This window comes from Mesorhizobium sp. B1-1-6 (assembly GCF_006443035.1).
GTDB lineage: Bacteria > Pseudomonadota > Alphaproteobacteria > Rhizobiales > Rhizobiaceae > Mesorhizobium.
This window is the reverse complement of sequence record NZ_VFWR01000006.1, coordinates 81,798-103,203: the sequence shown is the minus strand read 5'-3', so window position 1 is coordinate 103,203 and position 21,406 is coordinate 81,798. Positions and strand designations below refer to the sequence as shown.

Genomic DNA, 21,406 nt, shown 5'->3' with positions numbered 1-21,406 from the left:
CTTCGATGAGGACGCCGCCTGAATGGCGCTTGGCGCCCCAATCTTGTCAACTCCTCCACGACAAATTCGGCCATCGATGGCTCCTGAAAGCCCGCCCAGCGCGTCAGCCGTATCCCGCGGTTTTCTGGATCCAGTGCTCGGCCTCTAGTGCTGCAAATTATTCTGGAGACTTGAGGTTCCGGTAACTTGCGAATTCGAACTCACTGATCTTGCGCGTGCCGAGATCGGTGACGCGCACCCAGGGTTTGCCGGATGTTCGCCCGGGCTTCAGTGGTCGCTGGACGACCTTCACAACGGCATGAACATGGCTGTGGGCTTCCACTGAGGTGGTGCTGATCACCTTCGTGCCGTTCATCGCCTCAACTTTGAAACTTGCCATCGGCCCGATCTCTCCGAGGCGATCCTAGCCAAGTCCGAATTCGAACGGAACTGTCATGGCTGTTGCTGGTGAACAGGAATTGCTTGCTAAGGTGCTGGTGCACGAAGGCGGCTATTCGAAAGATGGGCGGCCTTGTTCGCTTAGGTGCAACTGATGGTTTGGGGGAGCGTTGCTACCCTTGGCCAGCATCGTCCTCCGCTGGCCGGCTCCCATGAAGCCCGTCACTGTTTCCGCAGTGGCGGGCTTTTTGACATCCGCTGACTGTGCGTATCGGCGCAGCAACTTTGGGGCAGTATCGGTGACAGACCGATGGCTTCGTACATCATACGACGACTCGCAGAAATAGACCCAAACCAGCTCTGCGGCGCCGGCCATCCGGAGCCGCGACAAGACCGACCCCTAGCGTTTACCCATTCGAGGCGTCCGGTCCGACAGGAACCATGCGGCGATCAGATCGTCGCCAGCAATCTGGCCGCGACCGTCATCCCCGATGCCGCGACCTTTCGGGAGGCCTCAGTGGTACGCGCCGTACCGTACTCTCTCGCCTGGAGATCAACCAGGCGCGCGACGAGGGCTAGCGACGTCTCGACTTTAGGGTTCATCATTTTCATTTGTCCGGTTGAATGGCGATCGACATGCACAACCCGCCGCCAACGTGGCGGCGGGTTGTGGGGTTCGTTCGAGGTCTCAGTCGTAGACTTTGACGATCTTGCGGGTGCTCGGGTCCACCAAAACCGTGCGGTTGTCGACCACCACATATCGGTATTTGACATTGGGAACCTCATGGAGCTCGACCGTGTCCGGCAGAGCCGTGCCGACATTCAGCTCAAGTCCGAGAAGGTTCACGGAAGCCAGCGGTTGCTTCTTCACGTATTGGCGCACGACGGTGTCCTGTTCCGGTGTGATGACCACATCCTGTGCCGCAACTGCGCCGACGCCGGCCAAAAGCAATAGCGCCGCAGCAGTGCTGGTAAGGTGTATCCTCATGGTTTTTCTCCTGTTGTTCCGGCGACAGCACAAATTTTCTGCGCGCCAGCCATCTGAACACGTCGGCAGGCCGAACGTTCCTCTAGCGGACTTCAGTCTGAACGCTGACCAGACCAAAGGCCGATCACAAAACGCGATGGTCTTACCTCTTGAGACTAGTCGGAACGGCTTAGGGGCCAGGGTAGTTGCTTCTCCAAATTCGGAGAAAGCAGATGGATAAAAGCATTGGCCAAGCGCGTTGGTTGCTCGCGCCAATTTTCGCGACAGCCGTCACATTTTTGGTGATCGGCATATTCCTTGGCTGACATGTCGTGGATCGGCACAGCTACGTCCCTTCCTGTGCTGATAGGACCCGCAAGCCGCCTCGGTGGCTGGCGGGCCCTCTATTTCAGTATGTTTGGTGAGCAAAAGACAATGACATCGATCCAGAGAACCAATGAGAGTGGCAAAGCAAACCAACCGGCAAATGACAACGATGATCCTGCGCCTGGGCTCTTGGACGCTGTTTCTTTGACGAATGAGGAAAACATTGTCGACCTTGTCAGGCGAACCGAGCGCGTGGCGATTTTGGTGGCGCTGGGAATGGGGGGCTGGTTGATGTTAGTCCCCGCAATCTACCTTGTACTGAGTACTGAGCCACCGAATATGAACGAACAATTGCGCCCGCTATAGGGCATTTGCCTCAGCCCGGTTTTGAAACTGAAACGCGCCGGTTCGAGGTGGGTGCCTATGTATTTGTGAGTATCTCGTTGGAACCACGCCAACCAGAGTGTCTGCGAATGAGATGGCGGCGAAGTTCGTGTAAACTTCAGGCAACTTTTTGACTTACTTGCAGAATCGGCTGCTGCAGCGGCGTCGAGCGATCCCGCTAGGGCGAAACTGTCCACAGCGCATCCAATTTGCCTGGGGTTCCTAGAAGCTTTTCGAACTTTCTGTCTTGCGGCTCCCGTCGAGATGCGCGCGCTTCTGAAGGAGGCCGGGGTGTCTGGATCCGCTGTGGTGCAACCTTGATCCAAGCATCTATGGGGGTTCGAGTCGGTAGAGCGCTACATCGCGAGACCCACTATCGACGAGGCGTTCTTCTACTACCGGCGGCACGCGGCTTAGTCAATTTTGGCGATGGAACCCATTGTCTCCGAAGGCAGAGGATCACAGGTTCGAATCATGGATTCCGACAGGAATCGAAATCTGTGACCCACAGATTAGGAATTTGTCAGACGGCCTTTCCCGTTGTTTCCCAATACCAGTCGTTGTATAATTGAAATGGTTCTAACATATTCAAGTTTTTGCGGTTTTCGTACTCCGCTGCCATGATGGCGTAGACAAAGCAACAGATCCAGACAGATCGAACAGGACGCAATTGCCGTACTAATCCCGCACTAACTTCATGACAGACCTTCGACTTGCCCTTACAGACCGCGCCGTCGCAAGCCTCCAGCCGGCGTCTTCAGGTCAATATTTTGCTCGGGACACCGACCTGCCGGGCTTCATGGTGCTGGTGGGCAAACGGAAAAAACGTTCGTCGTCCAGGGTGATCGAATGAAGGCGGGCAAGCGTCTTTCCGTCCGGATGAAGGTTGCCGAAGTTGGAGAACTCACAACGCGTGCGGCGCGGGCGAAGGCGAAGGACATTCTCGGCAAGATTGCCAACGGCATTGACCCTCGCGCGTCGACGCGCAAGCGGGACGGCGAAGCTGCAGCGGCTGATCTGCCATCGATTGCAAACCCCACCCTGCGCATTGCCTGGGAACGCTACCGCGACGGGCATATGAAGAACAAAGGCCGCAGCGACGGGACGATCAACAACTATCGCGATCACATCGAGCGGCTGTTAGCCGATTGGCTTGACGAGCCGCTTTCCAAGCTCGGCAACGATCCTTCCCTCGTGACTGTGCGACACGAGAAGCTCACCAAGGATAACGGCGCCTATATCGCCAATGGGTGCATGCGAACGCTGCGCGCCGTCTACAATCATGCCCGCAAGGCCGCCCGCACGCTTCCGGCGGACAACCCGGTCTCAGCCATAGACTGGAATGCCGAACATCGGCGCAACACGGCGCTGGGTCTTTCGGATCTCGAGCAATGGTTCTCCCAACTCGCGGTCTTGAAGAACCCTGTTCGGCGGGAGTTGCATCTGTTCATGCTGCTCTCGGGACATCGCCCTGAAGCGATCAGGAAGGCGCGGGTCGAGCATGTCGACTTTCGCGCGCGTGTCCTGCACATACCCAGGCCGAAGGGTGGTGAGGTCAAGGCATTCGATATACCGCTTTCCCGAGCCATGATCTGCTGTCTGGTTCGAGTGATGCGCATTGGTACAGCTCTCTATGGCGAGCAATCGCGTGAGTGGCTCTTCCCGGCCGACAGCGAAAGCGGTCACATCATCGAGCACAAGGAGAAGCGTAGCGATCTGTCGAAATGGGGGAATGACCTGCGGCAGACGTTCCGCACAATCGCCCAAGCTGTGGACGTTGCCGAGCTTGACGTTCACTTGCTGATGAACCACTCGATCCCAGGCGTCAATGCGGGCTACATCACACGCAACAAGCTGCTGAGCGACCACCTGCGCCTGCAGCAGCAAGCCATTTCACGACGGATGCTCGACGCCGGTCGATCGCGACAAAAGCCATCGAAGTCTTGCGCCTGGCCCGCCCTTCCCAGCAGGGGCCTACTTTCTGAGCTGATGAGCGGCAGGGATTAGCGGCATCAAACGTGTTCGGGGGTTCGGATGCGGGTATCGCTACGGCGCAAGGGAGCCGCCATGGTCATGCTCGTCAATCCGATTAGCTTGCGATACGCACTCGACTACCGGAACTATCCGCTCTGGCAGTCGCATGCGCACACGACCTACGCCTTCGTGCCGATCGAAGGGCCGATTGTCGCCTACAACGTCTATGGCAATCCCCCTGGCGCCGATGACGTCCGCGTCGGCCAGTGTAGAGCGATCAACCTCAATGCTCAGGCAACTTGAGAGCGTGGGGCTCGTTGATAATGCGGCCACACGTCGATCGACAGTGCATTTGGCAGGTGCACTGAATGACGCGAGCAATATTCTGCGGACCCAAGCAAACGGAACCGTAGTCCGAGAGTCGGTTCTGGCGGGGCCGAATGGGGTGATGAAGTTTGAGACGATCTGGGACGGGGCCAAACTCATCACTGGGAAGTTTTATGGAGGGCGGTGAAGGTGAGCGCGTCACTAAGATCGTGGGATTCAAAAAATCTCCTTTTGAACCACGTTGCCCAGCGGGGACCGAACGTTCTTCTCGTGGCGATGTAGAGGCGCCAAGGGGCTTTTACTCTTGGCCCGGGGATGGGGCTGATTCTTCTATCAAAGTAGGGATTATTGTCAGTCAAGCGAACGTCCCATCTGTAATGCGATCGCCAGCTGGTCGCTACTGTTTGTCTTGTTATGATAGGTCCATCTCCATTGTCGATTTGGAGGAGGGTATCTTAAAGAAGACACATCTGCTTGAGGATGTGTTTTTCAATTTATAGCCTGTAAAAATACCATCAGATACTTGCATTTCATCAGCTAGGTGTCGTCTCGATGTGTGACAAGGGGGAGGAGCTTTGGCGCTATATCTCCAGCGATATCCTGGAGAACTGGAACGTCGTAGGTGATCATCTTCTGCTCACCTGCACAGATGCGGGTCCGCCTATGGTGTTGAGTTTGACAAATGGAGAGATGGTGGCGTCTTGAGGAAGGCCCTTCTAGTGAACGGTAAGCGCGAGGCCGCCGTCGGCCAGAATCAGTGGCACGGCTCACGACCTAATCAACAGTCGTCACTTGCAGCCCTCGTTGGACCGCCGGACGTGCGAGTCCACGGTCCAGCCACGATTGCACGTGAGGAAAGTGGTCGAAGCCGACGAGTTCGCGAGCTTCGTAAAAGCCGATAAGATTGCGAACCCAGCCGAGCAGCGAAATATCGGCGATGGTATAGTCAGGGCCCATCACCCAGTCTCGACCTGCGAGCCGATTGTCGAGGACGCGTAGGAGCCTTGCCGATTCAGTTGCGTAGCGGTCGCGTGGACGCTTGTCCTCATACTCCTTGCCAGCGAACTTGTTGAAGAACCCGACCTGGCCGAACATGGGTCCGACTCCGCCCATCTGCCACATAACCCACTGGATCGTTTCATAGCGGGTGTTCGGGTCGGCCGAAATAAATTGCCCCGTCTTGTCGGCAAGATAGAGGAGGATGGCGCCCGACTCGAATAGCGCTAGCGGCGCGCCGCTCGGCCCGTTGGGATCGTAGATTGCCGGAATCTTGCCGTTCGGATTGAGCGCGAGAAACGCTGGGTCGTGGCTTTCGTCTGCCATGATATCAATCCGGTGCTCCTCATAGGGGAGTCTCGTCTCCTCAAGCATGATGCCGACCTTCACCCCATTGGGCGTCGGGAGGGAAAAGAGTTGCAGCAGGTCAGGGTGCTGCGCCGGCCAGCGTGTGAAAATCGGATGATCGAGCGTCACTTTCTGTCTCCAAAATAGTTGCGCCGAACCGAGCAGGAACTGATCCCATCACTCAGCTCGTGTTCGCTGAGCGCGAACTATTTTCGCTGAGCGCGACTATTATTGTCTTGTCGACCGACTTGTTGTCAGCCGGCGCGGTGACGCAGGCATTATTCTCGGCCCCGTCCGGGACCGGGTTTCTTGCGCGCAATACAGTGAAGAGCGCGGCTGCGAGAGCCAGCCCCCCATATCCCAAGGCGATCTGCGGTATTGTAAAGGTGCTTGAAAGCTTGCCGGAGATCAGGCTCGGGAAGGTGGCGCCGCTGTAGGAGAGAAGATAGATTGCACTGAAAATTGGCGCTCTGTCGGCAAGCTTGCTGCCATCCAGCAGCCCACGAGTGGCGGCGCTAATTGCGATACCTTGTCCGGCGCCGGCGACCATGGTGGCGAGGATAAACAACATCAGCGTGCCGGCATTGATCGCTGTGATGATACCGATCATGCCGGCCAGGAATGCGATCATGCCTACGCGTTGGGCCATTGCGGAGGTGAACCGGCCGCCGATGGGCGCGCCAAGGACGCTGGGAGCCATATAGGCAGCAAACACCGATCCGAGGATAAGCGGGCTGCGGGTGTGGAGTTGGTCTTCGACCAGCGCGGGAACGAAGGCTTGATAGAAAGCGCCTGTCGCCCAGGTGGCCAGGAATACCGCTGCGGCGACAGGGAGGAGAGGCCTGGCACGGGCCGGCACCTGTAATCGGGGCAATAGCGATCGCCATGCACCAGACGTCGGCGCTGCTGTTTCAGGACTGATCGCGATGAGCGCGGCAGACAGCAGCAGGAAGCCGACGCAGGCCAAGTAGATGACGTTGCGCGGCCAAGGACCAAACTGGACCAAGGCACCGGATACGATGGCGCCGACAGTGAGACCGAGCATCGGACCTTGGCTTGACGCAACGGAGGCCAGCCATTCCGGTCTGGCCGGTGCCGCGTCGACGATGTAGGAGGTGAGGCTGCTGCTCGCTAAACCGGTGCCAAGCCCCACCAGGAGCCGGCCGGCCAGCAGGATGCTGATGGCATGTACATTCAACAATAGCAGACAGCCAAGCATGATGAGGCCAAGGCTTGAGACTGCGGCTAGCCGGCGGCCCACGTGATTGGAAAGTCGTCCCAATGCCAACAGTGCACTGATCGTGCCAACGGCATATGCGACGACGGCCATGGATATTCCGGCGTTGGTAAACCCGTCTTCCGCCCGGTAGATGTTGTAGAGCGGGATCGGCGCGGCCGCCGCGGCGAACGAAGCTACCAAGGATATTACAGCTGATATGAAAGCCAGCCGGCGGTTCGCGCTCGGTCGTGCAATGTTGATCGCGGGTGCCCCATTTTGCATCGAGCTGTGCATCTCTATTTCACGCGGTTGAGTAATATCCACCATCGGTGGATGGCGCGTCGCTCGACGAAGCCTGTGACAGCGCCTCCGTCTCGTTGATCTGCGAGACGACGGTCATCCGCTCGAGCCTCGACGGGATGTGGGCGGCGCTGCGGCGTTCAGCCCGCCGTGCGCGTGCCCATCCCCGAGACCGGCGCGACCGGCTCCTCGGGTGCATTGAAGACTGACGTCGTGAGCAGTACAGCGATCGCTAAAATCCAATAGTACCAGGCGTCGAGCCCTACAAATTTAAAGACAAACGGTGCGATGATGAACACCACGCCCACGGCCCGATCGACCCAAAGGTGGAGCCAGTAAGGTATGATGCGCACGAGCCCGGTGGGATGGTCGGTCAGTGCAGGCAAGATCAGCGCCGCAATTCCGACAACAACCGAAAGCCATAGCGCCATCGGTCCGCTCTGGCCAAGCTTCAACAGAAATGGCGCTGCGATCAAGACGACAGCGACAGGGTAATCGATAAGGTAGGCGTGCATAGACTTGGTGACGAAGGGAAACGACATTGGTGACTCCTGTGCCTCTTGTCTTGGGTGCGTCGTCACGCCGATGAAAACGCATTCATCTCAGATGTCGATCTCGCCGCCCCTGATCGCCGGCATTCCATACAATCGCCTCAGATCAGGCCGTGTTGACGCATAGAAAGGCTATGCCGCCGTGCGAACGAGTGGAAATGCTTGATTGTTATTGTTTCCATTCCGCTTGTCTCGCGTCATGGTACGGAGAGGCGCATCACCAACGCCATTGTCAGTCGGGACGCCAAGAAAAATCAGGCGCCCGGGACGAGATTGCTACGGCATCTGACGATGCAGGTGGGGAGAGTATCGAAAGGACTAGGCGCAAAACGTCTTTCGACAGCCTATTCGTCGCGCCTCGCACGTCGCGGACTATCGCAGGGGATAGCGAGCGACATGCCGAAAGGCAGCTTTCTTCCACGTTGAAGCTATCAGGCGACCTCTTCAATAACGAGGTCTCTGCCATTAAACGACACCTCGTCGCCGGCGCGCTTTCCCTCCAATTCAGCGTAGATCGGCGCCTGCGTGGAGATGCCCATGATCTCATTGCCGTCGCATGTGAACTTGGCTGTCGACACGGCGATGACGAAATAACGACCGCCTAGTTTCACGACGGCGCCCTCCTCGATCATGCCTTTGGGGCCGAAGTCTATCCTGGAGAGCTTATCTATTTTGTCGGAATGTGAGTGAACGGTGTCATCGAAGGCTTCGGACAGGTCGCTCGCGAGCTCCGCCTGCGCTTGTTCGTCATCTTCGATCGGCTCGCTTCTATCAAGCCGGGCGCTCGCGACATACTCGAGGTATTTTTCTCTCGCACTCTCGAAGTCGCGAGTCTCCAGCGACAACATGGTCTGTTTCACGATCTGTTTGTTCATTTCAGGTCCTTTGTGAGGTAGGGCTTCCGGCCAGACTGTGATGGCGACGCTGGCAAACTCGACAATTATGCGGTCATTCGTTGTCGGGCACCTCGGCGCCTTGATAGGGGACTCTCTCAAGCCTGGGATCGCGGAGAATGCTGGTGACGAGCCAGACGTAGGATTGCTCCGCGGTATCGAACCCAAGAATCGAGAATGATTGCCCGAACGGGCACGGCGGGAAGTCAGGAAAGCCAATCCTCAGGACAAACCGCTCCGGATCCTTGTCGAACTCTTCCTTGAAGATCTTCCGCAGCCCATATCGGCTTGCGATTTCACCCTCGTTCTCGTGACGTATGGAGCGGTTCGCGTTTAGCTGTTCGAAGAGTTCTCGCGAGCATTCGCCGTCCAGTTCATCAAAGGCGTCGATCAACAGGCCTTTGCTGCCGGCTTTCCGGTTAGTGATCGCATAGATGTTTGAGCCGTCTCCAGCGTCCGGAGCGCTCTCGAACCTCTTCGCAAAATCGACCTGAATGTCGCCGGCGGCGACGGATTTTTCGGACGTCAGGTCGTAGAGCAGGCCGTCTCTTATGCGATACTCGTGGTCATACCCGTGTCCCAAGAGATCTGAAACCGCCACGACCATATCCTTCGCGTCGAGATTCATCTGCACTCTCCTAGCGTCGGCACGTCGTCCAACGCCAAACGCCGGGTTTGGCATTGGCCATTTGGAAGCGCCGTGCAGTTTTCGTTTCCACTCCCGGCATTGCGACGGGTGAGACTGGGGTCCTTTACGCGTCGGCCGCGGGATAGTTCGAGGGGAATAGCGCCCGCTTCGTTTCCTCGTCGTTGACCTTCTTGAAGTCGTGATCCTTTCCAACCGCGCGCGCCTTGGCGACCGCTGGGCGCGCGTCGATCGCCGTGAACCATCGCCTGATGTTGGGGAACGGCACCAAGGGATCCGTCGCGCCCTTCATGACGCGGGAAGCGCGATCGATCCAACCCCAGGCGGACATGTCGGCGATCGTATATTCGGACCCGACAATGTAATCCCGGCCTGCGAGTTGGCTGTCGAGTACCCGATAATGGCGCTCCGCTTCGCGGCGATATCTGTTGACGGCGTAGTCAAGACCCTCGGGAGCTGCAAACTGGAAATGTACGGCTTGCCCCGAGAACGGACCGAGGCCTGTACCGAGGAAAAACAGCCACGACAGAAGCTCGCCTCGGTCAGCCGGCTGGCCTAGGAAGCGACCGGCTTTTTCGGCGAGATACAGTAGAATGGCACTCGAATCGAAAACGCGTGCCTCTTTTCCGCCGGGACCTTCGGTGTCGACGATCGCGGGGACCTTGCCGTTAGGGTTTACGGCGCGAAATTCGGCCTGGTGCTGCTCGCCCTTGCTCGTGTCGACCGGCACCAGCTCATAAGGTAACCCCGACTCCTCCAAGAAAAGCGCAACCTTGGCTGGGTTGGGGGTCGGGTGGAAATAAAAGCGGATCATCGCGCTCACCTTCGGAGTTTCAGAGATTTCGCGCACGGGCCACGCGCGTCAGGCCGACGGGGCCGCTGGTTCGGTCGGCCCACGCGACATTGCCAAGACGTTTGCCGCTATGGAAGCAACGCCCTGTTATCGATTTCATTCCCGATGGTCTGCAGCGCCAATCCAAGCTGGTCGGTCCGACGGGCGGAAGCGCGATACGCCCGCCGATTCCCAGCCGGTTGGAGTCACGCCGGGACGTTTTCGGCGATCGGGGGCGCGGCCGGTTCTACACGTCGGTCGTAACGGACCGTCGGCGCCTGCATTGTGACGATTTCTTCACCGATTGTCGGATGCACCGCCATGGTCGACACAAAGTCATTCATGGTGGCTCCACTGCGAATTGCGATCGCCAGCACCTGGATCATTTCGCTGGCTTCCTCGGCGAAAATGTGGATGCCAAGGATCCGGTCCGTCTCGCAGTCTACGATGATTTTCAGAAGGGAGGTCTCGCAATCGCGTGTCAGGCCGGCCTTCAGCGGCTTGAAGCGCACCTTGTAGATGTCGACTGCGGGGTACTGCGCCCTCGCTTCCAGTTCGGTCATGCCAACGGTGCCGATCTCCGGGCTGGAGAAGACCGCCGTCGGCACATTGGAATAGTCGACCTGCCAATTGTTCTCCCCGAACACGCTATCGGCGAATGCGTGGCCTTCGCGGATCGCAACAGGTGTCAAGTTTATCTGGTTCGAGACGTCACCGACTGCATAGATGTTCGGGACATTTGTGCGAGAGCCTGCGTCGACAATAATCGCACCATTCGCGGCGGTCTTGACGCCCGCTCGGTCGAGCCCGAGGGCGGTCGTGTTCGGAGCGCGTCCAAAGGCAAGCAACACCTGGTCTGCCACCAGTCTGCCACCTTGTTCAGTCGTAACGTCGATTCCTCCCAAACCGCCGCCAGTTTGCCCGCGCCGGGGTTCAAGTCGACGTATGCTGTCACCGAGTATCAACTTGATGCCGCGGTTCGCATAGGACGCGGCGACGGCCTGGCGCACGTCCTCGTCAAAGCCGCGCAGGATATTACTTCCTCGGCAGACGACTGTGACGTCGCTTCCCAACGCAGCGAAAAGGCCCGCGAACTCAATGGCAATGTAACCGGCGCCGCCGATTACGAGCTTCCTCGGAAATGTCTTCAGGTCAAAGACGGCATCGGAGGTGATACCGAGTTCGATACCGTCGAAGGGAGGGAGTTCGGGCCTTGCACCCGTCGCAATCAGAATCTTGCGCGCACGTACGCGGCGACCGTCTTTGACCAGGCGAACCGTATGCGCGTCTTCAAGCACAGCACGGGACTTGACGACTTCGACGCCCGCATTTTCCTGACCGCTGCCGTAAAGTGCTTCCAGTCGTGCGATTTCGCGGTCCTTTGCGGCGACCAATGACGGCCAATCGAAACGCGGCATCGACAAACGCCAGCCGAACTCCGCCGCTTCGTCGAACTTGTCGCTGAAGCGACCCGCATAGACGAACAGCTTCTTTGGGACGCAGCCGCGGATGACGCATGTTCCGCCCAACCGGTACTCCTCGGCGAGCATCACTTTTGCGCCATGTCCCGATGCGACGCGGGCGGCCCGGACGCCTCCTGACCCGCCGCCGATCACGAACAGGTCGACGTCGAACTCCGTTGCGCAGGAAGCCGCTGAAGCGTCGCTTTGGACGGATTGCAATAGGTTCGTGTCGCTCAAGTTAAGCACCCAATCCGTTGTTTGCGGAGTTTCACATACGCGGCCTGATCGCATTCCGAGACGGCCCGATGCTTTGCGTCACTCTGGATTCGAACGGTGACGAGTCCTAGCTCACAGGACGCCACTTCGGACTTGCGGCGTCCTGTTTTGGACTTTCAGTACAATGGAATCGTCGAGAATCAGCCCGCCCGTGCGGTCTCGCGGAGGAACCAAGCTCTCTTCTCCGCGGCGTCGATATAGCCTTCCAGGAGGCTTGCAGTGGCAAGGTCCTCCAATTCGGCGCAGAGCTTGTGGGCCTGGCGCATCGAGGCGGCAAAGGCGTTGTTGTCTTCCATGAGTTCGGCCAGCATCGCGGCTGGCGCGACTTCCTCGGCCTCGTTATCCGCGATGGTGCGTAGTCGTGCCGCTTGGCCAAGTGAGCGGATCGTCACGCTATCCATCGCCCGGACACGTTCCGCGAGCGGGTCCACGACTTCAAGAATTTCGCTCGCCTGTTCGTCCAGCATGAGGTGATAGTCCCTGAAATGGGGGCCGCTCACGTGCCAGTGAAAGTTCTTCGTTTTGAGATAGAGCGACAGAGAATCGGCCAGAACCTGATTGATCTTCGCTGCGAAGGTCGCAAGCGAGTTTCGCAGCGCCGGCTCGTCTCGCTCCCCGTTTGGCACGTCTTCAACGTCTGTCGTCATGATCGTGGTCCCTTTCACTATTCGTGTTGCGTACTGTTTTTTTGTTTGATTGCAGGCTGAATGCGGCCTGCGCGAGCTGCAAGGCAGCGAGTTTTGGGGTGGATGGGGGGCAAAAAGACGGGAATCCGTCAGCCGCCGGTGAAGGCAGCGATCGCTTCCTTGATTTTCGCGACAGCGTAGCCGCCGACCTGCTCCAGTTCGACATGTGGCAGGTTCGGCATCTCGTCAGGTACCACGCCGCATCCGACGATTGCAGGGCCCGGGCACGCGAGTGCCTCGATCAAAATCGCCTCGAGTAGCGCGGGATCGCGGACGGTGAAACCCTGCGCGCCGCAAGCACGTGCCAGCACAGAATAATCGGGGTTTGGGAATTCGATCGCGTCGTGAAACGGAAGAATGCCCACGCTTTCCGCCTCGAGCGTGATGAGCCCGAAAGCCGCATTGTCGAAGACGACGACTTTGACGGGTAAACGGTGGTGGACCGCTGTCAGGAATTCGCCCATCAACATGTTGAAGCCGCCGTCCCCGGTAAGGACGATCACCTGTCGCGCGCGATCGAGCGCCTGTATTCCGTTTGCTTGCCCGAGTGCCGTGCCGACGGCCGCATTGTTGAACGAACCGGTAATGCGCTGTTTGCCGTTCTGTCGAATCCAGTTTCCTGACCAAAGGGTGTTGAGGCCCGTGTCGAAGACGAACACGGCATCGTCCTTCGCAAGGTCGCTAACCATGCGCGCTACAGCCTGTGGATGGATCTTGCCGCGGTTGCGCATCAGGTCGCTTTGCTTGTCGAGGAGTTCGTCCCAAGCGCGGCGGCTGCGCGCGACGCTGTCGAAGAATGTGCTATCGATTTTCTGTCGCAGTCTCGGCAAGAGCGCGGCGAGGGTCGGACGCACCGAACCTTGTACGCCGAGCACCGTCGACGTGCGTCGTCCAATCGCTACGGCCCGCTCATCGATCTGAATGACGTTTCCGTGGGTCGGCAGGAAATTGGAATAAGGGTAGTCTGTACCGAGCATAAGCAGGAGGTCGCACTCCTGGACCGCATTGTAGACCGGTTTGGTGCCGATCATGCCGAGCCCGCCCATCCATCGCGGATCGTCATATGCGATGATTTCCTTGCCGCGAACAGTGTGGACGAGCGGCGCCTTCAATCGGTCTGATAATGCGCGGAGCAGCTCTGCGGAGCCACGGCATCCCGCGCCGCACAGGATCGTGATCGACGTCGCTTCGTCGATGTGACGAGCAACCGCCTCAATTTCGTTCTCGCCAGGCGTGATCTCGCTGCGCGGACCAAGAGTTGCCACACTCGGAACGGCGTGTTCGACTTTGCTGGACAGCACGTCCTGGGGGAGCGTCAAATGCGCGACTCCTGGGCCCGCGTATGCGGAGGCGATCGCTTGATGGATCACGCCGGGCGCTTGTGCTGGCGCCGTTATCGTTTGGGTGTAGAGCGACACGTCGCGAAATAGCAGGTCCGGCTCGGTATACTGGTGATAGTCAATCCCTTTCAGACGTCGCGGCATCTCTCCCGACAACGCCAAGACAGGTGCATGGTCGCGCGCGGCCTCGTAGAGGCCAGCGACGAGGTGGGTGCTGCCAGGACCCGTTGTTCCGGCGCACACGGCGAGCTGGCCAGTCAGCTTGGCCTGGCCTGCCGCAGCCAATGCGGCTCCCTCTTCGTGGCGAACCCCGACCCATTCGATCTTGCTTTGCCGTACAGCGTCGCCCAGCGGATTGAGCGAGTCGCCGATCAAGCCGAAGATCTGCTTTACGCCGACCTCTTCCAGGACATCGACGAGGGCTTCTGCGACTGTACGCGACATGGATTACTTCCGCGATAGCCCCGCATTTTTTCGAAATGACCACCGGGCCCGGGCCGATGCCGCGGCGTCACTGCGACAGCCTTGCGCTCTCGCATTAAGCGGCTTGTTGTACAGGAGGAATTGCCGCGCGGTGATAACGCCGAGTTATGAATAGCATGCCCCGATGTATTCCGGGCTGGCCCGCCCAGAACCTACATCGGTCGGCCGAGCGCCAGGCGGCAATTGTGTTGTCAGCGTCGGTTTAAATCCGCACGGATCAATTCCTCAAGGGCAGCGCTGACGGCGGTATCGTCGGGCCGCACCGTAAGGTACATGGTGACGGTCCGCTCCGCTCGATCGAGGATTTCGTGCGCCAGGCGCGATCGAAACTGCGTCGTGGTTACATGCAGCCCCAGGTTGCCATTCGTCCTCTCGGGTTGTCTGTCGGAGTGTCAGGTCTGCCCGTCCTGCGGGCGAATTGTCATGCGGCGCGTATAGGTGTCCTGGCTGACCGCGTCGTCGACGATCCGCCCTATGCAGGCTTCGATCTCCTCCTGATAGGCAGAAACCGGACTTGCGTGCTGGTCGTCGTCAGCCACAAACGGGGAACATGCCGCGATGCTCGGCGGAGGCGGGCCACGAGAGCGTCCGCCGCCTCTTGCGTCGGCTCAAGCGCAAGGAAGTGTGCGAGCAGCGTCTGCACGACAGAGGTCACGGCCGACACGTGAGCCGCGTTCGCTGTGTTCTCGTGGCTTTGCACGCCAGATCCGATCGTTGGGCATCTTCCGGACTGGATACCACGATCGCCGGTGATGATCTCATCCCGGCTGGTTATCAATTGGATGCCCGCATTCTATGATCCGACCGGGTCGGCGATCGCTACTCTCGCAAAGCGGTATCTGGCCGGCTGAAGGAAGGCAAACATGGCTACGGAGAAGGCGATCCTTGCCGGCGGGTGTTTTTGGGGAATGCAGGAGATGTTTCGAAGCGTCCGCGGCGTAGGTTCAACGCGTGTCGGTTACACCGGCGGTGATCTCCCTAATCCGACCTACGGCAGTCATCACGGGCATGCCGAGGCAATCGAGGTAACTTTCGATCCTCTGATCGTAAGTTACCGCGCCATCCTAGAACGCTTTTTTCAAATTCATGATCCGACGACGTACGAGCAGCAAGGGAGTGACTTTGGATCGGGCTACCGTTCCGCCATCTTCTACACCGATGCACAGCAGAAGGAGACAGCCCTTGAAACGATCGCCGAAATCGAGGCCTCCGGCTTGTGGCCTGGTCCAGTAGTGACCGAAATCAACCCGGAAGACCGATTCTGGGAGGCCGAGCCGGAGCACCAGGACTACCTGCAAAGACATCGGCAAGGGTACAACTGCCACTTTGTTAGGCCGGACTGGCGCCTTCCTTCATCTCATGCATTCCGCAAATCTGGAACTGCCAAGCTGCAAACCTGAACGACCTGCCAATGTCGATGGGCGAAGCTCGCTGCTACGCTGATGGCGAGGCGAACACATCGGTCCCGCAATGCCGTCGCATAATGGCGGCGGCGGCATCGAAATGTTCTGCGCTCGCAGGATGAACGATCAACACAATACCACCATTGAGGACCTGTCTCTCGGCCCATTCGTGCACATACGCTTCGTGGCCCCGTCCAAACAAGGCGGCCAGCCCGCCCACTCCGCCTCCGGCAGCCAATCCCGCCAGCACGGCTGGCGCCGCCGTTCCGCCAGTCGCAGCAAGAACGGCGCCAGCGCCGGCGAACGACGCGACAGTTGCGGCGAGCGAGGTCACAAGTGTGCGAACTTGTTGCCGGTCGTCGCTCATGCTGACCTCCACACGGGGCAGTTGTCTGATGTCGCAACCAACGGTGCCGGCGCATGTCGCAGCTATATCCTCCTGCGCGAGGAAGCTTATTCGAGAGCGGTCGATCCCCGCAGCTTCGAGCTCGCCTACAGCGGCCTCAAATTCGACATGACTTTGCAGCGCACCAATGACTTCTCGCAACTCGCTCACTTTGTGTATCCTGTTAGTTCGTTTTCACTCTAAAAGGCCTCGTACTGTGCATCGCTCCGCATCTCACGAGTAATCTCCGCCGCTCTGCTGCGTAAGATTGCCGAGATAGTCGCGCTTTCCGATTTTCGCCCCGAGATGCCGGAGGATCGCATGCGCTATCGAGATGTGGAAAAAGAAGTCAGGTAGCACCAAGTACCGGATGTAGTCGTCGCCGCCATACCATCCGCGCACGATAGGTGGGGTCAGCTCATAGGTGTGCGACTGGGCACCTGCGATCTCGTCCGGCTGCACGTTCTGCAAGAAGCCGCGAGTCTCGAGGAGCCGTCCCTTCAATGCCGGATACATCATCGCAGTGGTGCGGGGCGGTGTCGGGTCGCGCTGCATCAACTTCGCCATGTGCGCGTCAACCTTGTTGCAGCTTACAGAGAACTGTTCTCCAAACGTCAGCATGTCGGGTGCGAGCCGCTCGCCTAATATTCGTCCCGGCTCAAACCCTTTGGCCCGCTCGAGCGCCTGGGCGTGATCGAGATAGTCATCCATCACGTTCAGTCCATGCACCATGACAGGGACTGTGATCTCATAGACCGAGAAGGACACACTGACCTCCGTGGGTTCGTTTCTAGTCTGAACGTCGGTTGGTCCCAGAAGGTCGATAACCGAAGCGAATGGTCACAATAATTCCCGTGGTTCCGCTCTTGCTCGTGGCGTCCTTCGAGATAGGCGTCGAAGCTCCGCGAACCGCAGCGAGAACGCTCACGCGCATTGACATCTAGCAACGGAGCGCCGGATATCCATTCACGTAAATCCGGTCAGTGTTCCTTGCTGGCACGTGGCAACCCTGGCAATCGGTGTGGTAGTTTGTCGAGGTGGTCTTGAGGGGCTTGTCTGCATCGAACCACGACCAGCCCAACCGTTTCCCCACAGCGGGTTGCCTGGGTGCGATCCTTTGCTGTCTTCACCATGACGAACCAGCCCTTGAGCTTGTCGACGTGGCTTACCGTGCCGGGGGTCATCTCGTTCGTCGAGGTCGCAAAGACTTCCTTCACGAGAACGGCGCCATCCGGGAAGTGCCCGGTCTTTCGATATGCGTCGATCGTTCCCGGAGAGGCGTAAACGGTGTGCATCTGCTTCGAGCTCTGCCCGCTATCGGCGGCAATCGCCCAACTGCCGAGCGCCTGGTAAAGCGTTCTGTAATCTGTCGGAACATGCGAGTTCCCGGCGGCGTCCGCCACATTTGCGCTTTGATCGACTGGAGCCGCTCGGCTCATCTGCGCGAGAGACACGGCGGCGCCGGCGACCATGACGATCGCAACACCCAGGCTGACTGTCCTCGATAATTTCATTGGAGGTCTCCTTTGCTGCTCGCACGGGGCACCCCCCCTCGGTGCGAGGGGTTCAAGCACCCTGGAAGCGGCGGGCTTCGTGACCGGGCTGGCAAGCCCCAGGATCGGACTCTGTCGACGAAATGAGAAATTCCCTTTGGACATGCATTTGATAGGCGTGAGATATCGTTCTCCAAAGGTCTGTCTGGGGGCAATACGGGTTGGTTTTGGGTCAACCATCGAGGAGTGCGCCATATTCGGGTTGCCGGGTGGCGTAGGAAGACATGAAGGGGCACTTTGCGATCACTCGTTTCCCGTCGCGCCGCAAGGCCTCGAAAACGCCGTGCGCCAGCCGCGATCCGTAGCCAAGGCCAGATAGCTCCTGCGGTACTTCCGTATGCAGCAGCACGACCCGGCCGTCCTCGATCTTGTAGTACGCGACCGCGAGCGCATCGCCGCTGAGGGACATCTCAAACCGGTTCATGGCCGGGTTGTCCCTGATGTCGCTTTGCACTTTCCGTCTCCTTCGCTCAGAGGCCGACAAAGTTAGCAGGCACGAGTGCGGCGGTCTGCGGCCGCACGCTGAATAACGCCCGCGTCTGGACGAACGGCGACGGATTATGGATTCGCTGCGCGATCTACGGACCTACGTTTTTGACGCGAAAGCGTCGGCCGTCGGATCGCGCTCGGGGCAGGGGCGAGGGCTGTATTCTTGGGCGCGTAGGGATGAGCAGACCAAGTTCGCGCCCGCCACGTCCAATCTGCTCTGGCGGCAGACCATTATTTTCGGAGTTCCTGTTATGGCCGACACTTTCGAATACGCGCTGCCTATAGGTGAACGGGCATGAACATCACCGGCAAGCGCATTCTCATCACCGGCGGATCGAGCGGCATAGGGCTTGCGCTGGCGCGAATATTGCTGGCGAAGCAAGGGAAAGTGGCGATAAGCGGACGCCGTCCGGAAGTCGTCGCTGAAGCCGTTCGATCCCTGCAAACCGGAACTACCGAGATCCACGGCATAGCAGCTGATGTTTCGACAGCCGAAGGACGCGCCGTGACGCTCGAGCAGGCCGTTTCCGCTCTCGGCGGCCTTGATGTCCTTGTGAACAATGCCGGCGGCGTGCGAGCCGGTCGTTTGGAAAAGACCGATGAAGCCGAACTGCACGCGATGATCGATGTCGGCTTAACGGCCCCGATCCTGCTGACGCGCGGAGCGTTGCCGGTCCTCCGTGAGAGCGGTGACGCCATGGTCGTGAACGTTTCCTCCGGCATCGCATTGGTAGGGGCTCCGTTCTATTCCACCTACGCGGCAGTCAAGGCCGGGCTTGCACATTTCGGTGAGGCGCTGCGGCGTGAGCTGAAAGGGGAGGGCATCCATGTGCTGACCGTCTATCCGGGCGGCACCGACACACCGATGATGAAATCAAATCATGCAGGGCCCGAACTCGGGTTTTCGCGCGAGCCAGCTTCCGCCGTCGCCGAAGCGATCGCTGCGGGCATCGAAGCTGAGGCGTTCGAAGTGATCCGTGGCGGCGAGGTTCGCGCCCAGATGATAGCCTTGAATCGAGAGAATCCGGCTACGGTCGATGAACGCATGCTCAGTATGAAACCCGCGCTCGAAGAAGCGGTGAAAGATCACGCTGCCCTTTAGAGCGGCACACAGGTCGAACAAGGAGTCCCTATCGCGATGCTGCAAAACGGCGATGTTTTTCCGTCTCTAACCTTTGCCCGCGCTGGTGGCGGCGAAGTCGATCTGCCTGGCGATCTCGCTGGCGGATACGGAGTGATCCTGTTCCACCGCGGTTCCTGGTGTCCGTTCTGCAACGCCCAGCTTGCAGCTTTTGCGCGGGCGGCAGACAAATTCGCCGAGGAAGGCATCAAGGTCGCCTCGGTATCGGTGGACGATCGTGAAAAGACGGAGGCGCTCGTCGCAAAGTATAAACTCGGCTTTCCGGTCGCCCACGGGGCCGATGCACGAGCCGTCTCCGCGGCCACCGGCGCCTTCGTCAATGACGATCCCGTCTATCTCCAAGCAACTGGCTTCGTCCTGAATCCCGAGAGTCGGATTGTGACGGCCGTCTACTCGACGGGCGCGATCGGACGTCTGCTTCCTGATGACGTATTGGGCATGGTCCGCTACCTGAAATCATCATCGAAAAGGTGAGATAGAATCGTGAAGCAAGGACCGCAGAGCTAGTTGGCGGCGTTGGAGCCGAGACTATTCATCGAAACCAAGATTTGTAGATTGCATTGGCGAACGTGCTTCGGACCCATCGAGAACAGAGATGGAGACGATAATAGCGTCGATGATGAGTTCGTGCTGTTCATCGGGGCGGTCAGTCATGAGAAACCGCGAGCGACAGGAGTTCGTATCATGGTGAAGGCATTTGTGTTCGATGCATATGGCACGCTTTATGACGTGCATTCGGTTTCAGAAATTACCGATGCGTCGTTCCCGGGCCATGCCGACTACATCACGCAGATCTGGCGCATGAAGCAGCTCGAATACAGTTGGCTGCGATCGCTGATGGGGCGCTACCAGGATTTCTGGACGGTCACGCGTGAGTCACTTGATTACAGTCTTCGAACTTGGGTCTTCGCTCCGATACGCAATTGTTCGACGATGTCTGAACCGCCCCGGGTTTTCCGGAGGCCGTTACATTTGAGTCACGCGGCTATGGCTGGTTCATCCAGCATGGCGTAGTAGCGTTCCTCGGCTTCGGCCGGCGGATGTTGCCTATGAGCTCCAGCAGCCGGCGATTATTGAACCAGTCGACCCATTCGAGCGTAGCGAACTCGACGGCTTCGAAGTTGCGCCATGGTCCGCGTCGATGGAGCACCTCGGCCTTGTAGAGACCGTTGATCTTTCGGCGAGAGCATTGTCGTAGCTGTCGCCGACATTGCCTACCGAAGGCTCGACGCCGGCCTCCGCCAGGCGCTCGGTATATCGAATGCTGACATATTGGCTGCCTCTATCGCTAGGTGCATAAGCCCGCCGCGGTGGATCGGCCGCCGATTATGGAGTGCCTGTTCCAGAGCGTCCAGGACGAAGCTCGCATGCGCCGTCCGGCTCACCCGCCAGCCAACGATCCCGCGGGCATAGGTGTCGATGACAAAGGCGACATAGACGAAGCCCGTCCAGGTCGCGACGTAGGTGAAGTCGGAGACCCACAGCATGTTCGGCGCCGGGGCATGGAACTGGCGATTAAAGTGATCGAGAGGGCAAGGTGCGGCCTTGTCGCTCACCGTGGTGCGGATCGGATTGCCGCGGATGATGCCCTCAAGACCCATAGCCCTCACCAGGCGGGCAACCGTGCAGCGGGCGACGTCGAAGCCCTCGCGCTGCAACTGCCGCCAGACCTTGCGAACGCCGTAGACGCGGAAGTTCGCCTCGAACACGCGTCGAACCTCATCCTTCAAAGCCTCGTCCCGCTTCGCCCGAGCCGACAGCCGGGAGGGATCGATTCGCTTGGCGATATGGTCGTGGTAGGTCGACGGGGCGATCGGCAGCACCAACCAGCCGCACCGCACGGGTCCGGATTTCGGGAGAGAACTTGTTGGTCGTCTTGCTTGTCATGTGCGGTTCTTCGATCAACGCCATGGCGAAGAAGAAGGGCTGGGAGGAACGTGACGGTCTTTCTTTCGCTCGCCGTTCGGGTATGGTTACAAGCATGTCCCTGGTCACACCGCTATAGACATATTTCGACACGATCAAGTTGCGCCTGACGGCATCGT

The 21,406-nt window shown here is 58.9% G+C and carries 21 protein-coding genes and 2 pseudogenes; 6 read left to right on the top strand and 17 right to left on the bottom strand.

Going from position 1 to position 21,406, the window contains the following annotated elements; all coding sequences use genetic code 11:
- Window positions 1–157 precede the first annotated feature (157 nt).
- Complete coding sequence (locus tag FJ979_RS13785) at window positions 158–379, bottom strand: hypothetical protein (protein WP_140499723.1); 222 nt, start codon at window positions 377–379, stop codon at window positions 158–160.
- Window positions 380–1,066: 687 nt separating this feature from the next.
- Window positions 1,067–1,366 (bottom strand): DUF1236 domain-containing protein, encoded by a 300-nt coding sequence (locus tag FJ979_RS13780; RefSeq protein ID WP_140499724.1) that lies wholly within the window; start codon window positions 1,364–1,366, stop codon window positions 1,067–1,069.
- Window positions 1,367–2,905: 1,539 nt separating this feature from the next.
- Here FJ979_RS13780 and FJ979_RS13765 point away from each other — a divergent pair.
- Both FJ979_RS13765 and FJ979_RS13760 read left to right on the top strand, forming a co-directional pair.
- Window positions 2,906–4,063 carry an integrase gene (locus FJ979_RS13765; RefSeq protein ID WP_181171888.1) on the top strand — a complete coding sequence of 386 codons (1,158 nt, stop codon included), beginning with the start codon at window positions 2,906–2,908 and terminating at the stop codon, window positions 4,061–4,063.
- Between the two features lie 27 nt (window positions 4,064–4,090).
- The gene (locus tag FJ979_RS13760) at window positions 4,091–4,333 is read left to right on the top strand and encodes a hypothetical protein (protein ID WP_140581535.1); all 243 of its coding nucleotides are present in this window, start codon (window positions 4,091–4,093) and stop codon (window positions 4,331–4,333) included.
- A gap of 798 nt (window positions 4,334–5,131) precedes the next feature.
- On the opposite strand, the gene FJ979_RS13755 is transcribed toward FJ979_RS13760, so the two are convergent.
- From FJ979_RS13755 to FJ979_RS32530, 10 genes are all read right to left on the bottom strand, one after another.
- Window positions 5,132–5,830: a glutathione S-transferase N-terminal domain-containing protein gene (locus FJ979_RS13755; protein ID WP_140581533.1), complete on the bottom strand. Its 699-nt coding sequence runs from the start codon at window positions 5,828–5,830 to the stop codon at window positions 5,132–5,134.
- Between the two features lie 52 nt (window positions 5,831–5,882).
- Complete coding sequence (locus FJ979_RS13750) at window positions 5,883–7,247, bottom strand: MFS transporter (protein ID WP_246678964.1); 1,365 nt, start codon at window positions 7,245–7,247, stop codon at window positions 5,883–5,885.
- Window positions 7,248–7,360: 113 nt separating this feature from the next.
- Window positions 7,361–7,762 carry a hypothetical protein gene (locus tag FJ979_RS13745; protein ID WP_140581530.1) on the bottom strand — a complete coding sequence of 134 codons (402 nt, stop codon included), beginning with the start codon at window positions 7,760–7,762 and terminating at the stop codon, window positions 7,361–7,363.
- 440 nt (window positions 7,763–8,202) lie between these two features.
- Entirely contained in the window at window positions 8,203–8,646 is a 444-nt protein-coding gene (locus FJ979_RS13740) for a hypothetical protein (protein ID WP_140581527.1), read from the bottom strand.
- A 73-nt stretch (window positions 8,647–8,719) separates the two neighbouring features.
- On the bottom strand, window positions 8,720–9,292 hold the full coding sequence (locus tag FJ979_RS13735; RefSeq protein WP_140581525.1) for a hypothetical protein: 573 nt from the start codon (window positions 9,290–9,292) through the stop codon (window positions 8,720–8,722).
- Window positions 9,293–9,416: 124 nt separating this feature from the next.
- Window positions 9,417–10,124 (bottom strand): glutathione S-transferase C-terminal domain-containing protein, encoded by a 708-nt coding sequence (locus FJ979_RS13730; RefSeq protein WP_140581522.1) that lies wholly within the window; start codon window positions 10,122–10,124, stop codon window positions 9,417–9,419.
- Between the two features lie 224 nt (window positions 10,125–10,348).
- Window positions 10,349–11,824: a glutathione-disulfide reductase gene (gene gorA, locus FJ979_RS13725; RefSeq protein WP_224704936.1), complete on the bottom strand. Its 1,476-nt coding sequence runs from the start codon at window positions 11,822–11,824 to the stop codon at window positions 10,349–10,351.
- A gap of 197 nt (window positions 11,825–12,021) precedes the next feature.
- Window positions 12,022–12,528, bottom strand: a complete 507-nt coding sequence (locus tag FJ979_RS13720) for a DNA starvation/stationary phase protection protein (protein ID WP_140581517.1) — start codon at window positions 12,526–12,528, stop codon at window positions 12,022–12,024.
- Window positions 12,529–12,656: 128 nt separating this feature from the next.
- The gene (locus FJ979_RS13715) at window positions 12,657–14,351 is read right to left on the bottom strand and encodes a thiamine pyrophosphate-binding protein (RefSeq protein WP_140581514.1); all 1,695 of its coding nucleotides are present in this window, start codon (window positions 14,349–14,351) and stop codon (window positions 12,657–12,659) included.
- Window positions 14,352–14,782: 431 nt separating this feature from the next.
- Window positions 14,783–14,929 carry a hypothetical protein gene (locus tag FJ979_RS32530; protein WP_181171889.1) on the bottom strand — a complete coding sequence of 49 codons (147 nt, stop codon included), beginning with the start codon at window positions 14,927–14,929 and terminating at the stop codon, window positions 14,783–14,785.
- Between the two features lie 324 nt (window positions 14,930–15,253).
- On the opposite strand from FJ979_RS32530, the gene msrA reads away from it, so the two are divergent.
- Entirely contained in the window at window positions 15,254–15,790 is a 537-nt protein-coding gene (gene msrA / locus FJ979_RS13710; protein ID WP_140581512.1) for a peptide-methionine (S)-S-oxide reductase MsrA, read from the top strand.
- A 34-nt stretch (window positions 15,791–15,824) separates the two neighbouring features.
- Here msrA and FJ979_RS13705 read toward each other — a convergent pair whose 3' ends face one another.
- The 4 genes from FJ979_RS13705 to FJ979_RS13690 form a co-directional block, all read right to left on the bottom strand.
- Entirely contained in the window at window positions 15,825–16,349 is a 525-nt protein-coding gene (locus FJ979_RS13705; RefSeq protein WP_140581509.1) for a hypothetical protein, read from the bottom strand.
- A 63-nt stretch (window positions 16,350–16,412) separates the two neighbouring features.
- Window positions 16,413–16,946: a DUF1993 family protein gene (locus tag FJ979_RS13700; RefSeq protein ID WP_140581506.1), complete on the bottom strand. Its 534-nt coding sequence runs from the start codon at window positions 16,944–16,946 to the stop codon at window positions 16,413–16,415.
- Window positions 16,947–17,158: 212 nt separating this feature from the next.
- Complete coding sequence (locus FJ979_RS13695; RefSeq protein ID WP_224704907.1) at window positions 17,159–17,692, bottom strand: cytochrome P460 family protein; 534 nt, start codon at window positions 17,690–17,692, stop codon at window positions 17,159–17,161.
- 211 nt (window positions 17,693–17,903) lie between these two features.
- Window positions 17,904–18,185, bottom strand: coding sequence for a GNAT family N-acetyltransferase (locus FJ979_RS13690; protein WP_224704909.1), 282 nt, complete (start codon window positions 18,183–18,185; stop codon window positions 17,904–17,906).
- Between the two features lie 330 nt (window positions 18,186–18,515).
- Between FJ979_RS13690 and FJ979_RS13685 the strand changes: the two genes are divergently transcribed.
- The 3 genes and pseudogenes from FJ979_RS13685 to FJ979_RS33005 form a co-directional block, all read left to right on the top strand.
- Window positions 18,516–19,322: an SDR family oxidoreductase gene (locus FJ979_RS13685; RefSeq protein WP_140581505.1), complete on the top strand. Its 807-nt coding sequence runs from the start codon at window positions 18,516–18,518 to the stop codon at window positions 19,320–19,322.
- A gap of 36 nt (window positions 19,323–19,358) precedes the next feature.
- The gene (locus tag FJ979_RS13680) at window positions 19,359–19,835 is read left to right on the top strand and encodes a redoxin domain-containing protein (RefSeq protein ID WP_210239513.1); all 477 of its coding nucleotides are present in this window, start codon (window positions 19,359–19,361) and stop codon (window positions 19,833–19,835) included.
- A gap of 207 nt (window positions 19,836–20,042) precedes the next feature.
- Window positions 20,043–20,258, top strand: a pseudogene (locus tag FJ979_RS33005) (HAD-IA family hydrolase); the annotation flags it as partial.
- A gap of 80 nt (window positions 20,259–20,338) precedes the next feature.
- On the opposite strand, the pseudogene FJ979_RS13670 reads toward FJ979_RS33005, so the two are convergent.
- Window positions 20,339–21,184 (bottom strand): annotated as a pseudogene (locus tag FJ979_RS13670) (IS3 family transposase); the annotation flags it as partial.
- Between the last annotated feature and the right edge of the window lie 222 nt (window positions 21,185–21,406).

Coding starts and splice junctions, on each gene's coding strand:
- FJ979_RS13715 (WP_140581514.1), bottom strand. CDS start 14,351: ATGTCGCGTACAGTCGCAGAAGCCCTCGTCGATGTCCTGGAAGAGGTC.
- FJ979_RS13750 (WP_246678964.1), bottom strand. CDS start 7,247: ATGGTGGATATTACTCAACCGCGTGAAATAGAGATGCACAGCTCGATG.
- FJ979_RS13730 (WP_140581522.1), bottom strand. CDS start 10,124: ATGATCCGCTTTTATTTCCACCCGACCCCCAACCCAGCCAAGGTTGCG.
- msrA (WP_140581512.1), top strand. CDS start 15,254: ATGGCTACGGAGAAGGCGATCCTTGCCGGCGGGTGTTTTTGGGGAATG.
- FJ979_RS13720 (WP_140581517.1), bottom strand. CDS start 12,528: ATGACGACAGACGTTGAAGACGTGCCAAACGGGGAGCGAGACGAGCCG.
- FJ979_RS13680 (WP_210239513.1), top strand. CDS start 19,359: ATGCTGCAAAACGGCGATGTTTTTCCGTCTCTAACCTTTGCCCGCGCT.
- FJ979_RS13735 (WP_140581525.1), bottom strand. CDS start 9,292: ATGAATCTCGACGCGAAGGATATGGTCGTGGCGGTTTCAGATCTCTTG.
- FJ979_RS13780 (WP_140499724.1), bottom strand. CDS start 1,366: ATGAGGATACACCTTACCAGCACTGCTGCGGCGCTATTGCTTTTGGCC.
- FJ979_RS13740 (WP_140581527.1), bottom strand. CDS start 8,646: ATGAACAAACAGATCGTGAAACAGACCATGTTGTCGCTGGAGACTCGC.
- FJ979_RS13695 (WP_224704907.1), bottom strand. CDS start 17,692: ATGAAATTATCGAGGACAGTCAGCCTGGGTGTTGCGATCGTCATGGTC.
- FJ979_RS13785 (WP_140499723.1), bottom strand. CDS start 379: ATGGCAAGTTTCAAAGTTGAGGCGATGAACGGCACGAAGGTGATCAGC.
- FJ979_RS13765 (WP_181171888.1), top strand. CDS start 2,906: ATGAAGGCGGGCAAGCGTCTTTCCGTCCGGATGAAGGTTGCCGAAGTT.
- FJ979_RS13760 (WP_140581535.1), top strand. CDS start 4,091: ATGCGGGTATCGCTACGGCGCAAGGGAGCCGCCATGGTCATGCTCGTC.
- FJ979_RS13745 (WP_140581530.1), bottom strand. CDS start 7,762: ATGTCGTTTCCCTTCGTCACCAAGTCTATGCACGCCTACCTTATCGAT.
- FJ979_RS13685 (WP_140581505.1), top strand. CDS start 18,516: ATGAACATCACCGGCAAGCGCATTCTCATCACCGGCGGATCGAGCGGC.